12 protein-coding genes are annotated in these 12,781 nt (G+C 57.3%); 3 read left to right on the top strand and 9 right to left on the bottom strand.

Features of this window, described 5'->3' with window-relative positions; translation table 11 throughout:
• Positions 1-21: 21 nt before the first annotated feature.
• The 4 genes from M655_RS08735 to M655_RS08720 all read right to left on the bottom strand — a co-directional run bounded on the left by M655_RS08735 (position 22) and on the right by M655_RS08720 (position 3,980).
• Entirely contained in the window at positions 22-1,179 is a 1,158-nt protein-coding gene (locus tag M655_RS08735) for a homogentisate 1,2-dioxygenase (RefSeq protein WP_026557510.1), read from the bottom strand.
• Positions 1,180-1,203: 24 nt separating this feature from the next.
• Positions 1,204-2,133: a fumarylacetoacetate hydrolase family protein gene (locus tag M655_RS08730; protein ID WP_005835454.1), complete on the bottom strand. Its 930-nt coding sequence runs from the start codon at positions 2,131-2,133 to the stop codon at positions 1,204-1,206.
• A 340-nt stretch (positions 2,134-2,473) separates the two neighbouring features.
• Positions 2,474-3,400: an RluA family pseudouridine synthase gene (locus M655_RS08725; protein WP_026557511.1), complete on the bottom strand. Its 927-nt coding sequence runs from the start codon at positions 3,398-3,400 to the stop codon at positions 2,474-2,476.
• A gap of 82 nt (positions 3,401-3,482) precedes the next feature.
• Entirely contained in the window at positions 3,483-3,980 is a 498-nt protein-coding gene (locus tag M655_RS08720) for a hypothetical protein (RefSeq protein WP_005835450.1), read from the bottom strand.
• 132 nt (positions 3,981-4,112) lie between these two features.
• On the opposite strand from M655_RS08720, the gene M655_RS08715 reads away from it, so the two are divergent.
• Positions 4,113-4,649, top strand: coding sequence for a GNAT family N-acetyltransferase (locus M655_RS08715; protein WP_005835448.1), 537 nt, complete (start codon positions 4,113-4,115; stop codon positions 4,647-4,649).
• A 17-nt stretch (positions 4,650-4,666) separates the two neighbouring features.
• On the opposite strand, the gene M655_RS08710 is transcribed toward M655_RS08715, so the two are convergent.
• The 5 genes from M655_RS08710 to M655_RS08690 form a co-directional block, all read right to left on the bottom strand.
• Positions 4,667-5,365 carry an MBL fold metallo-hydrolase gene (locus M655_RS08710; RefSeq protein WP_026557512.1) on the bottom strand — a complete coding sequence of 233 codons (699 nt, stop codon included), beginning with the start codon at positions 5,363-5,365 and terminating at the stop codon, positions 4,667-4,669.
• A gap of 2 nt (positions 5,366-5,367) precedes the next feature.
• Complete coding sequence (locus tag M655_RS08705; RefSeq protein WP_026557513.1) at positions 5,368-6,000, bottom strand: TetR/AcrR family transcriptional regulator; 633 nt, start codon at positions 5,998-6,000, stop codon at positions 5,368-5,370.
• A 212-nt stretch (positions 6,001-6,212) separates the two neighbouring features.
• A complete protein-coding gene (gene tpx, locus M655_RS08700) occupies positions 6,213-6,734 on the bottom strand; it encodes a thiol peroxidase (protein WP_005835444.1) in 522 nt (173 codons plus the stop codon).
• Between the two features lie 88 nt (positions 6,735-6,822).
• Positions 6,823-7,356: a hypothetical protein gene (locus M655_RS08695; RefSeq protein WP_005835441.1), complete on the bottom strand. Its 534-nt coding sequence runs from the start codon at positions 7,354-7,356 to the stop codon at positions 6,823-6,825.
• Between the two features lie 48 nt (positions 7,357-7,404).
• Complete coding sequence (locus tag M655_RS08690; RefSeq protein WP_005835440.1) at positions 7,405-7,836, bottom strand: gamma-glutamylcyclotransferase family protein; 432 nt, start codon at positions 7,834-7,836, stop codon at positions 7,405-7,407.
• Positions 7,837-7,965: 129 nt separating this feature from the next.
• Here M655_RS08690 and pyc point away from each other — a divergent pair, with 129 nt between their 5' ends.
• Positions 7,966-11,412 (top strand): pyruvate carboxylase, encoded by a 3,447-nt coding sequence (gene pyc / locus M655_RS08685; protein ID WP_026557514.1) that lies wholly within the window; start codon positions 7,966-7,968, stop codon positions 11,410-11,412.
• A 73-nt stretch (positions 11,413-11,485) separates the two neighbouring features.
• Entirely contained in the window at positions 11,486-12,736 is a 1,251-nt protein-coding gene (gene fliD, locus M655_RS08680) for a flagellar filament capping protein FliD (RefSeq protein WP_026557515.1), read from the top strand.
• Positions 12,737-12,781 lie beyond the last annotated feature (45 nt).

The raw sequence follows: 12,781 nt of genomic DNA, 5'->3' as shown, positions 1-12,781 counted from the left end.
TATCCCGCCTTTTTACGTCGTTCACTCGGACGGCAGCCAGCTCGACATGTACGCTTCGTCCTCTACCGCCAACGCCTCTTTCGTGACGTAAAGCGGCTGGAACGTATCGAGCATCACTGCCAGCTCCTTCGTTTCTTTTTTGCCGATGCTGGCCTCGACCTTGCCCGGGTGCGGCCCGTGGGGGATTCCCATCGGGTGCAGCGTGATCGAGCCTTCGTAGACGCCTTTTCTGCTCATAAAATTGCCATCTACGTAGTATAACACCTCGTCGCTCTCGACATTACTGTGGTAGTAAGGCGCGGGGATCGCCTGCGGATGGTAGTCGTACAGGCGCGGGACGAACGAGCAGATGACGAAGTTTTGTCCGGCAAACGTCTGGTGGACTGGCGGCGGCTGGTGAATCCGGCCGGTAATCGGCTCAAAATCGTGAATACTCAGCGCATACGGATACAAGTAACCGTCCCAGCCCACGACATCAAACGGATGGAAGTCGAAAAAGTAGCTGTAGACGACGGACTGCCGTTTGACGCGCACTTCGAAGTCGCCGCTCTCCACGTGCGTCACCAGCTTTTCCGGCACGCGTATATCCCGTTCGCAAAACGGCGAATGTTCCAACAATTGCCCGTGCTCGTTGCGATAGCGCTTAGGGGCGACGATTTCGTTTTGCGACTCGATCACCAAAAAGCGGCTCTGCACCGCAGGCACGATCCGGTACGTCGTGCCGATCGGGATGACCAGATAATCGCCAGGTCTGTACGCAATCGTGCCGAAGATCGTCTGCAGCTCGCCCTCGCCCTCGTGGACAAACACGACTTCGTCCCCGTCCGCATTGCGGTAAAAATAGTCCATCGGCTCAGTCGGCGAGCAGACGCCCATGACCACGTCGCTGTTCCCGAGCAAATAGCGGCGGCCAAAAATCGGATCGCCCCCTGGCGGCAAGTCAAACGTCTTGAAATGCTGATGCTTCAAATCCGCCTGCTCCACAAGTTCCAGGCGCACGTCCGCGTATTTGCGCGTCTCGCGCACCTGTGTCGGCGGGTTGTGGTGATAGAGAATCGACTGAATCCCGGAAAAGCCTTTCGTGCCCATGACCTGCTCGCGGTACAGCTCTCCATCCGGCTTGTAAAAAGTCGTGTGTCGCTTTTGCGGCACTTCTCCCATGCGGTGATAAAAAGCCATCCTGCTTCCCCCTTTTTTCCATCGTTATTCGCTGATCGTATTGACGAGCACGCCGAGGCGCTCGACTTCCAGCTCGACCACATCGCCCGGCGCAAGCCAGCCGTGCTGTTCCGGCCCCAGTTCCAAAATGCAGCCGGTGCCAACCGTGCCGGAGCCGATGACATCGCCCGGATACAGCATGCAATCCTGCGAGGCGCGCGCGATCATTTCCGCAAACGTATAGTGGATGTCGCGCAAATTGCCGCGGGAGTACTCCACGCCGTTCACCCGCGCCACCATCGCGAGATCGTAGCGGTCGCCTTTTTCCCCCGGCACACGCACAGCTTCCAGCTCGTCTGGCGTCACCAGCCACGGCCCCATCGAGGTAGCGAAGTCTTTGCCTTTGGCTGGCCCCAGCCCGACCTTGACCTCTTCGCGCTGGATATCGCGCGCGCTCCAGTCGTTGAGAATCGAGTAGCCCGCAATATGCTCGTGCGCCCGCTCTACAGGGATATCCGTCCCCGCCTTGCCGATGACGCAAGCCACTTCCAGCTCGTAGTCCAGCCACCGGGTCGTCTTCGGCCGCCGAATGCTCGCCTCCGGTCCGCTAAAAGCCGCCGTGTTGGAAAAGTAAAAGACGGGAAACTCGTACCATTCGGGAATCATCTCCAGCCCGCGGCGTGCTCGCGCCGTTTTCACATGCGCCTCGAAGGCGTAAAAATCGCGAAAGCTGGCGGGACGCGGCAACGGCGATCCAAGACGCACCCCCTGCAACGCCACGTCTGTTTCGGAAGCAGGTGCGCTTTCGGAAATCGACGCCAGCCGCTCCCTCCACGCGTCCCACTGCTCCAGCAGCTCCTGCATCGTGCTCGGCGCGCCTGGAAGTGCGCTTGCGATGTCCCTGACTGTTTCGCCAAGCAGCAGCCCTGCCCGCCACGCCGTTTGCTCGTCTGGCCGATAGGAGACTACTTTCATGCGCTCCACTCCTTTTCTTTGGGTGAGCAATCCTGGCTGCGTCAATGATTGGCACAGCCTTCGTTGCCCTTTTACTGGATAAAAATCTTATCCATGCTTATCTGTACAACAAAAAAACCCAGCTCACCCCGTTCGCTCATCCGGTGCATGACAAACAAGAGGGTTCCCCCTAGCTCTTGTCAACTATGCCGAAACATGCGTCAGGCGCAAGCTGGGTCTGTCTGCTACCGAAAAAAATCTTGCGGGATTTTTCCCCGCAGACAACCAGCGTATTTTCTGTTTCTTCTATCATATCGAAAACGCTTTCAGCTTTCCAGAGGAAATTGCCGAATTTTTTCGGCTACATCCCTTCCTTGTCATGCACAGGCAGCGCGGGAAAAAACTTTTGCAACAACGCCTGCATGTCGTCTGGCAGCGGCTCTGCAAACGCCATCGTCTCCTTGCTGCGCGGGTGGACAAAAGACAGCCGCGCAGCGTGCAGCGCCTGCCTGCCGATATGCTCCCGCCCGCCTGCGTACAAGTCGTCGCCTGCGAGCGAATGCCCGATGCTCTGCATGTGCACCCGAATCTGATGGGTGCGCCCCGTCGCAAGCTTCAGCTCCAGGAACGTCATGCCGTCACCGCGAGCCAGCACGCGATAGTGCGTGACGGCCGCTTGTCCATCCGGCCGAATCTGCCGCGTGATAAAGGAGTTTTCCGCAAGCCCGATCGGCGCATCAATCGTCCCTTCCTCCGAAGCGATGATCCCCTCGGCAATCGCCTGGTAATAGCGGTGCAGCGTCCGGTCCTGCTGCATCCGGCTGAACTGCTCGTGCGCCCACTGATTTTTCGCGACAATCATCAAGCCAGACGTATCTTTGTCCAGACGGTTGACGGCGCGAAATCTTCTCGCTTCGCCGCGCTTTTTCCAATAGGCGATCAAGCCGTTGGCAAGCGTGCCTCCCGGATGGTTGCCCGTCGGATGCACGACCAGGCCGGCCGGCTTTGCGATCACCATCAAGTCCTCGTCCTCGTAGCGGATACATAGCGGCATTTCTTCGGGAGCCACCGTCTCTTCTTCCTCTATGTCTACCATGACAGCCAGTTCATCCCCGGCTTGCAGCCGTTCGTTCACAAACACGAGCGTGCCGTTGCGCGTAATCGTTCCTTTGAATTTGGCCCGGATCAGCAAGCGGCGCGACACACCGTAGCGCTTTTGCAGCACTTCCCGTACCGTCTGGCCCTCATCTGCCTCGTCCGCCGTAAAGCGTATCAATTCTTCCTGCATGTTGTCTCTCCTTTAGGTCTTCCCTGCATTCCCTGCTGTCCAGTATAGCAAAAAGACCCGCCGCAAGGACAACCTGCTTCTGCTACAGCGGGCGCTGCTGCCCGTTTTGCCTGACCTCAATCACGAAGGCATGTCCCGCATCTCCCTGGCTCCACTGGCCGCGCACGTCGAACAAATACCAGCCTGGCTGCTCGGGCACCTTCCACTGGTTGCCGTTTTCCAGCAATTGCTCGATTCGCTTCGTCCCGATCCATTGCGCAACCGTCAACGATTCATCTGTAGGCGGGGGCGAAAACGTAACCGTCAGCACGGCTCCCGGACTCACCTGCAGCGGCTTGGGCTTTTGTTCGCCGATCACTTCCGGGGGAGCGGCCATATCTTTGCAGACCGCCTCGTTTTCGTAGCTCCAGCAGGATGAGGTCGGAACCGTCGCCGCTGTTTTTCCTTGCCACGCGATGACAGGCTCCGGCGGTTGGGCGAGCTGTTGCGAATGCGGCTGATGGACCCAGCCAATCTGGCAGCCTGCCAAGAGCAAGGCAGTTGCCACGTACAGCGCGGCTATCCTTTCTACCTTTTTCATCCAATCACCTCTCCCATTAGACGAAAAAAAGAGCGATTCGTTTCAACCGTTTTTGGAAATTCGTGCTATTCTATCTAGTAAATTCACTTGGAGGCGCGGCCATGCGCCTCGCAAAAGAATGGAGAGATAAGGATGACCGAACCGTCTGTCAGTGAACGCTCCGGCCTGCTCATTCGCGAGTTTGATCCGCAGCGTGACTCGCTGGAAGCATTGACCCGCCTGTTGAACACCGCTTATCAAACGCTTGCCGAAATGGGTTTCCACTTTGTCGCCGCGAGCCAGGACGCAGCCACTACCGCGAAAAGAATCGCCTCCGCTACCTGTCTCGTCGGCTTGCTTGACGGTCAAATCATCGCGACCATTTCTTACTATCCGCCAGCCAAGACAAAAGGCACGCCCTGGTACGACGAGCCGTTCGTCGCCAAATTCGGCCAATTCGCTGTCGATCACCGTTATCGCAAGCACGGCATCGGCAGCCTCTTCATCCAGCGCGCAGAAGAGCTGGCGATCGCGGACGGGGCCACGGAACTTGCGCTGGATACGGCCGAAGGGGCGGAACATCTCAGACGCTACTACGCGGCAAAAGGCTATCGCTTCATCGCGTACGCGCAGTGGAGCACGACCAACTACCGCAGCGTCCTGATGAGCAAAAGACTGTCGCACGACTGAGCTTTGCGCTTTTGTCCCTACTGTAGCGTGCTCGCCGGAATGGAAAAGGTGCGGGACATTTCGGCCAAATACCCGTCGAGTTGCTCGGCGGGATTGTGCACGGCATCGCCATGGCATACTTCCAGCCGCAGCGGCTGAAGCTGCCGCAAAATCCGGCTGCTTTTCACCGCCTCTGTCATGTCAGCGGTGAACATCGGCATAGGACGATGCAGCCTGCCTCGCTTCGACGTAAACAAGTCGCCCGCCAACAGCACACGATCCTGCTCGTGATAGTAGATGACATGCCCTGGCGAATGGCCTGGCGTCCAATACGGCTGCAGTCCGGCGATGGCGGCCAATCCTCCGCCTTCTGCTTCCGGCAGCGGCTGCGCCAGGCCAGCCTGTACGTTGAACTCCCGTTTTTTGCGGCGCGGGTACAGCTCGCGGCCTTCCATGTACGGAATCTCGATCCGATGCGCATACACTGGCACTTGCTCCGCCGCGACGAGCTTTTGGACGGCCCCGACATGATCGGAGTGGCCGTGCGTCAGCAAGATGCGCTTCAGCGGGCCCGCGCCCTGTTTTTTCAAAAAAGCCGCAATGCCTTTTGCCATGAACGGCATCCCCGCATCGACCAGGGTCACGCCGTCCTCCTCCAGCACCGCCCAGACGCGCACGGGAATCAGCATCCACGCCTTGATGCACCATATATGCGCCGAGATTTGCTCTGCTTTCATCTTCAACCACTCCTTGTCATCAGTTGTTTGCTGCCCGCGAGGATGACGTCGACAGCGAGATCGAACGTCGGGGCCAATCTCTCCAGCAGACCGTCCAGCGTTTCCTCTGAATGCGTATAAGTCCCGACAATGCCGTGCAACGTATAAAAGTAAATCCGTGAAAACGCAAGCGCTTCCGCTTCCCCGACCTCTTCGGGCAAGGAGAGCTGCATCGCCCGGCGCAGCAGCGCAAACAAATGCGTGCGCAGCGCCTGGAGCTCTTTTTCCGGCTGCTCGACGTCGATGCGGGATGCTTTCACCATGAAAAACAGCGTGTACATGTTGCGGTTGCCGAGGCAAAAGCGGATGAACTGTCGGCTGATTTCGCGCAGCTTCGCCTCGGGGGGTACGGCTTCGTCTGCCAGCGTGCGCTCCATCTGCTCGGCCAGGCTTTGCAGCGGGCCTTTGGAGAGCTGATGCAGGAGCGCTTCCTTGTCTTTGAAATAAATGTAGAGCGTCGTATGGGAGCAGCCTGCGGCCTTGGCGATCTCGCGAATCGAGACGGCTTCGAATCCCCGCTCCGCGAAAAGCGCTGTCGCCGCAGCAAGGATGGCGCGCTTCGTTTCCTCTGAACGTACTTCCTGTCTGCTTGCCATGATTAAGCTTCACTCCTGATCTGATGTCCACCGAAGAAGTAACCAGTGGTTAGTAACCGTTGGTAATAATATAACCACTGGTTACCAAAATCGTCAAGCCTTTTTTTCCAAACACAGGAAACGCTCTGGCCCAACCGCAGCAAAAGCAAAAACCCCCTCTCGTCTCCAGGACGAACAGGGGGTTTCCTCAATACCAGCTTATGGCGCGAAACTTACTTCGCAGCTTTCGCAGCAGCGATCGCAGCTTCGTAGTTTGGATGCTCGCCAGCAGCAGGCACGTATTCTGCATAGACAACCTTGTCGTTTGCATCGACAACGAAAACAGCGCGGGACAAAAGACGGAACTCCTTGATCGCTACGCCGTAAGCCGTACCGAAGGACAGGTCTTTGTGGTCAGAGACAGTTTTCACTTTGTCGATGCCAGCAGCACCGCACCAGCGGTTTTGCGCGAATGGCAGGTCAACGGATACAGTCAGCACAGTTACGCCTTCCAGACCGGCAGCCTCTTCGTTGAAGCGGCGAGTTTGCGCGTCGCAAACGCCAGTGTCGATGGACGGGATTACAGAGATGATGCGCACGGTTCCTTTGGAATCGTCCAGTGTAACAGGGGACAGGTCGCCGCCTACTACGGTGAAGTTAGGAGCAGTATCTCCCACTTTGATTTCCGGACCGAGCAGGGTTACAGGACCCCCTTTGAAAACAAATGCGCCTTGACGTTCAACAGCAGTTGTCATGATTTCTTCCTCCTCACCAAATCTTTCATATGTACCTCATTTATCATACCCTATCATTCACTTTTTTTCACTATGCCAATAGTAGAAATTACAGATTCACTTGCACTTTCCCCGACGATTTGGCATCGCCCTTCACGATCCGCTTCACTTCGTGCTCGTACTCCCAGTCGGTTTTCGCGTTCAGCTCGTGGCAACGCATCAGCGCGTGATAGAGGGCGAAGACGAAGTCGACATGCTTCATCTCGTAGCGGGTTCCGTGCGCTTTTGGCAGGGCGGTGTTGATAATTTCGATCTGATAGGTAGCCTTCTCCCGCTTCTCCCTGACGGGGACGATGTAGCCCATCTGCTTCAGCACAAAGCCGTAGTCAAACTGGCCCTCGTCGTCAAAGTCAATCGTGTCGTCAGACGTAGCCAAATACTCCAGCAGCGTGCCCATATCCAGCGTCTCAAAGCAGGCCGGCTTGGGCAGCGCCAAGACCGAGCCATCCTGGTTCACAAAATAAATATGGTCGCGATAATGGAAGATCAGTTCGTCTTCGGGAACTTCCTCGGAAAACATCCAGAAGCTTTGCGGAATCAGCAAGCGCCAGATTTGCGCAGGGTTCGCATTCATCAATTCCATGGCAGGGTCCCTCCTTTACCCTACCAGTTTTGGCAAAACGCGCCTCTGCTATTCAGCCGCCTCTTCCATAAACCTCCGCCAGTCGCCGTGCTCTACCTTGGTCCCGGCTTGTCTCACGTAGTCATGGTCCAGGTAGCGATAGACGTACACGGGCACCTCCTGCCCCGTTTCGGCCAAACGGGCAACAACGACAGTCCGCTCGTACTCGTTGCGCGGGTCCCCCTGTCCATAATACGTCTCCAGCTCGTCGAGGACAGCCAATGCCTTTTCGTACACCTCAGGGGCAAAGTCAAGAATCGCGCCTGTCACTTCCGCCCCTTCCCCCAGCAGCAAGCCGGGATAGCCTTCTGGCAAATGATAGATTTCTCCTTCGATCGTCGCCTTGGCTTCCGTATGGGGAAACGGCTTGACGCAAAGCGCATGATTGTGAAAACCTTTTAGCAATGTGCCGTAAACGAAAACGGGAAGCTGCTTTTGCACATGGACTCACTCCAATCTGTTCGCTGATGGTGAAAAAGAAAAAAGGGTGTCTTGTATAGCGAAAATTTTGTATATTTATGCTATATATATTTTTTCATGTCTCGTCATGAGACGGAGGGGGAGAGAAATTTGGCAAAGAGAAAGATCAATCGGTTACTGGTAGCAAACCGCGGCGAGATCGCGATCCGCATCTTCCGCGCTGCCACTGAGCTCGGCATTCGCACTGTCGCGATTTACTCCGAGCAAGACAACGTCTCGATTCATCGTTTCAAAGCGGACGAGTCCTACCTCGTCGGTGCCGGAAAAGGCCCGATTGAAGCCTATCTGGATATCGACAGCATCATCGAGATCGCCAAGCGCAACGATATCGATGCGATCCACCCAGGGTATGGCTTCCTCGCCGAAAATGCCGATTTCGCCAAGCGCTGCCAGGAGGAAGGGATCATTTTCATCGGACCTTCTCCTGAACTGATTGAAAAATTCGGTGACAAGGTAGAAGCGCGCAAGCTTGCCATCGAAGCGCAAATTCCGGTCATTCCAGGGACGCCGGAGCCGATCGAATCGCTGCAGGAAGCTCTTCTGTTTGCCAAAGAGTACGGCTATCCGATCATCATCAAAGGGGTTTCCGGCGGCGGCGGCCGCGGCATGCGCATCGTGCGCAGCCAAGACGAGCTGCAGGAGTCGCTTGATCGCGCCCGATCCGAAGCACGTTCATCATTTGGCAACGCCAAAGTGTATTTGGAGCGCTATCTGGAACAGCCCAAACATATCGAAGTGCAAATACTGGGCGACAACCACGGCAACATCGTGCATTTGTACGAGCGCGACTGCTCCGTCCAAAGACGCCACCAAAAAGTCGTGGAAGTGGCGCCAAGCCTTTCTCTTGACGACAACCTGCGGGAAGAAATTTGCCAGGCCGCTCTCACCCTCATGAAAAAAGCTGGCTACTCCAACGCGGGGACGGTCGAGTTTTTGCTCACGCCGGACAAGCGCTTTTACTTCATTGAAGTCAATCCGCGCATTCAGGTGGAGCATACGATTACCGAGCTGATTACCGGCATCGACATCGTGCAGTCGCAAATCCGAGTCGCGGAAGGACACGCCCTCTCCGATCCGGAAATCGGGATCGCCTCGCAGTCCCAGATTCAAATGAGCGGCTATGCGATCCAGTGTCGCGTAACGACCGAAGATGCGGAAAACAACTTCCTGCCCGATGCTGGCCGCCTGTCAGCCTGGCGCTCCGGCGGTGGCTTCGGCGTCCGTCTCGACGGCGGAAACGGCTATCCCGGCGCGATCATCACACCGTTTTACGATTCGCTTTTGGTCAAAATCTCCACGTACGGAACCAGCTTTGACCAGGCCGCGCGCAAAATGCTTCGAACGCTGCGCGAATTCCGCATCCGCGGTGTGAAAACCAACCTGCCTTTCCTGGAGAACGTCGTGACGCATCCTGATTTCCTCAGCGGGAACTACGACACCTCCTTCATTGATACAAAGCCGGAGCTGTTCGTGTTCCCCGGTCGTCAGGACAGGGGTTCGAAACTACTATCGTACATCGGCAACACGATTGTCAACGGCTATCCGGGCATGGCAAAGCCGGACAAAAAGCCGCACTTTGACACTCCGCGCATTCCGCGCACGCCGTTTGCCCAGCCGTATCCGGACGGCACGAAGCAAATTTTGGACAAGGAAGGCGCCGCTGGCCTCGTCCGCTGGATTCAGAAGCAAAAGCAGGTGCTCGTGACCGACACGACATTCCGCGATGCCCACCAGTCTTTGTTTGCCACACGCGTGCGCACCTACGACCTCGCCTCGATTGCCGAAGCGACAGGCAAGCTCGGCGCGGGACTTTTCTCCCTGGAGATGTGGGGCGGTGCCACGTTTGACACGTCCATGCGCTTCTTGCAGGAATCGCCGTGGGAGCGGCTGCAAATTTTGCGCGAGCGCATCCCGAACGTCCTGTTCCAGATGCTTTTGCGCGGGGCAAACGCAGTCGGCTACACGAACTACCCGGACAATGTCATTCAGGCGTTTGTCAAAGCTTCTGCGGAAAACGGCATCGACGTCTTCCGGATCTTCGACAGCCTGAACTGGCTGCCGGGCATGCAGACAGCGATTGATGCGGTGCGCGAAACAGGCAAAGTGGCCGAAGCGGCGATTTGCTACACGGGCGACATTTTGGACCCGACCAAAACGAAATACACCCTGTCCTACTACGTCAACCTGGCAAAAGAGCTGGAAAAAGCCGGGGCGCACATCCTCGCCATCAAAGACATGGCGGGCCTTTTAAAACCTTACGCTGCCTATGAGCTCGTCTCCGCCTTGAAGCAGGAAATCGGCATTCCGATCCACCTGCACACGCACGATACGTCCGGCAACGGCGCGGCGATGCTGCTCAAAGCGGTCGAAGCAGGAGTCGATATCGTCGACGCGTGCGTCAGCTCCATGTCCGGCCTGACCTCGCAACCGAGCCTGAACGGCTTGATCGCGAGCCTCGCCCACACCGAGCGCGATACGGGCCTGTCGCTTGAGTCGTTCAACAAGCTGTCCGATTACTGGGAGGACGTCCGCCCGTACTACCAAGGCTTCGAGAGCGGCATGAAGGCCAGCAACACAGAAGTGTACGTCCACGAAATGCCGGGCGGCCAGTACACCAACCTGGAACAGCAGGCTAAAGCGGTCGGTCTGGAAGGACGCTGGGACGAGGTGAAGCGCATGTACGCTGTCGTCAACCAGATGTGCGGCGACATCGTGAAGGTCACCCCTTCCTCCAAGGTCGTCGGCGACCTGGCCTTGTTCATGGTGCAAAACAACCTGAACGAAGAAAACATTTGGGAAAAAGGCGAACGCCTCGACTTCCCGGACTCTGTCATCCAGTTTTTCCAAGGCTACCTGGGCCAACCGCCAGGCGGCTTCCCGAAACGTTTGCAACAGCTCGTGCTGAAAGGCCGCGACGCTTTCACCGCTCGCCCTGGCGAACTGCTGGCGCCGATTGATTTTAACGAGGTCGCTGCTGAGCTGGTGGAAAAAATCGGACGCGAGCCGAGCGAGCTGGATGTGCTGTCGTACATCATGTACCCACAAGTGTACCTGCAATATGACCAGCGCCTGAAAGAATACGGCGACCTGTCCGTCCTGAACACCCCTACGTTCTTCTACGGGCTGCGTCCAGGCGAAGAGACGGCGATTACGATCGAGCGCGGGAAAACGTTGATTATCAAGCTGGTTGCCGTCGGCGAACTGCATCCGGACGGCCGCCGCATCATTTACTTCGAGCTGAACGGACAGCCGCGGGAAATTTTCGTCCGCGACCAGTCGGCCAAAGTCTCGGAGACGATCCGGCGCAAGGCTGATCCGCAAAACTCCGCTCACCTGGGCGCCTCGATGCCGGGCAAAGTGTTGAAAGTGCTCGTGTCCGAAGGGGACAAGGTACGCAAAGGCGAACACCTCCTCGTCAGCGAAGCGATGAAGATGGAGACGACCATCCAGGCGCCGCAGGACGGAAAAGTCAAGGCCGTTTACGTCAAAGCGGGCGAAGCGATCGAAACTGGCGATCTGCTCATTGAAATGGAGTAGGCATCGTCTATAATGGAAAGTAGCAGACGATGATTTCCATCGTATTCCAATTGTTCGCAAGGAGGCGATCGACTTGAAATTGGATCGGGTCAGCCATATTCCGTATAGCCAGCGAGTCGGCCGCTACCATTTCCAGATGGTTCAGGCGAAGCTCGGCGCACCTGTCGAACCGATTTTTGGCTATAGCCTGCAGCCATACTACACCCGACAGCAACAGTGGATGGCTGATCTCTCCGATTCCTTGTCCCGCCTGTACCGCTTTTTTGCTGACCTGGACAACGCTGCGCGCGAGTTTGATCCGTCTCGGCCAAACAGCGCGATCAACCAGCGAGCTGTCGCCTCCTCTGCTCCCGAAGCGGCAGCCGTCCAGGCAGATTCGCAAGCAGCGAGCGGCACGCACCGTTTGCGCATCGTCTCGCTGGCGAGCGGACAGTCCCATACAAGCAAAGCGTTGCCGGGCGACGCTCCTACCGTCGTCTTGGAAGGCCCGCAGCAATTTGTCCTGCGCATGGGCGAGCAAGAGGAGCTGTTTTCCTACGATTCGCAAGCCAGCGACTCTCACGCGGACAGCCTCCGCTCCATTGCGGAAGCGCTGCGGGGCAGTTCCCTTGGCCTCGACGCCCGGATCGTCTCCGAAGGCCAGTCCATCGCCTTGACGGTATCGTCGCGGCAGAGCGGAGCCGCCGCGGCTTTTGAACTGTGGGATGTGACGGGAAATACCGTTCGCTCGCTTGGGCTGGACCGCGTCACGCAAAAAGCATCAGACGCTGTCTACTTGTGGGATGGCGTGCAGCACACAAGCCCGTCCAATCGCGTAACGCTCTCGGACGGTGCGGTGCAGCTTTCCTTGCGCCAAGCGGGGGAAAACGAGATTGCCATCACCATCTCGCCCGACATGGAGCAACTGCTGCGGCACACCCGCACGCTGGTCAACGGCTACAACCGCCTGCATGCGTTTTTGGCGGAGCAGTCTCCTGTACTCGCGACACAAAAGCTCGACACGTTCACGCGGATGGCGCAAGCATCCGGCGGAGCGCTCGGCAACTATGGGCTTTGCGTACAGTCGGATGGGCAGATCGCCCTGGATGAGTCGGCCTGGCGTGCGGCGGTGTCCGCGAACTTTCCCGGGTTTGCCAAGGAAATGGCGGGCCTGTCCCGCTCTTTTCGCGAGGAAGTCATTCGGGTGCAAAGCAAGCCGTTTGCCTCGTTCTCCCGCTCGTATGAAGCGGCGACGTCGGCCAATCCGTACGAACAGACGACAGCCTCTGGCATGCAGTTCCGCTTTGCCACGCGAACTGGCTTGTTTTTCAATCAATTGTGGTAAAGGCTTGCGAGCCACGCCAATAAAAAACAGGTATGCCCTGGCCAT

The sequence above is a fragment of the Brevibacillus sp. NSP2.1 genome, from assembly GCF_000470975.2.
GTDB lineage: Bacteria > Bacillota > Bacilli > Brevibacillales > Brevibacillaceae > Brevibacillus > Brevibacillus agri.
Note: the sequence above shows the minus strand (reverse complement) of the source record. Positions and strands in the feature narration are given on the sequence as shown.

Excerpts from the sequence above, each read along its gene's own strand:
- M655_RS08735 (WP_026557510.1), bottom strand. The coding sequence starts at position 1,179 with ATGGCTTTTTATCACCGCATGGGAGAAGTGCCGCAAAAGCGACACACG.
- M655_RS08730 (WP_005835454.1), bottom strand. The coding sequence starts at position 2,133 with ATGAAAGTAGTCTCCTATCGGCCAGACGAGCAAACGGCGTGGCGGGCA.
- M655_RS08725 (WP_026557511.1), bottom strand. The coding sequence starts at position 3,400 with ATGCAGGAAGAATTGATACGCTTTACGGCGGACGAGGCAGATGAGGGC.
- M655_RS08720 (WP_005835450.1), bottom strand. The coding sequence starts at position 3,980 with ATGAAAAAGGTAGAAAGGATAGCCGCGCTGTACGTGGCAACTGCCTTG.
- M655_RS08715 (WP_005835448.1), top strand. The coding sequence starts at position 4,113 with ATGACCGAACCGTCTGTCAGTGAACGCTCCGGCCTGCTCATTCGCGAG.
- M655_RS08710 (WP_026557512.1), bottom strand. The coding sequence starts at position 5,365 with ATGAAAGCAGAGCAAATCTCGGCGCATATATGGTGCATCAAGGCGTGG.
- M655_RS08705 (WP_026557513.1), bottom strand. The coding sequence starts at position 6,000 with ATGGCAAGCAGACAGGAAGTACGTTCAGAGGAAACGAAGCGCGCCATC.
- tpx (WP_005835444.1), bottom strand. The coding sequence starts at position 6,734 with ATGACAACTGCTGTTGAACGTCAAGGCGCATTTGTTTTCAAAGGGGGT.
- M655_RS08695 (WP_005835441.1), bottom strand. The coding sequence starts at position 7,356 with ATGGAATTGATGAATGCGAACCCTGCGCAAATCTGGCGCTTGCTGATT.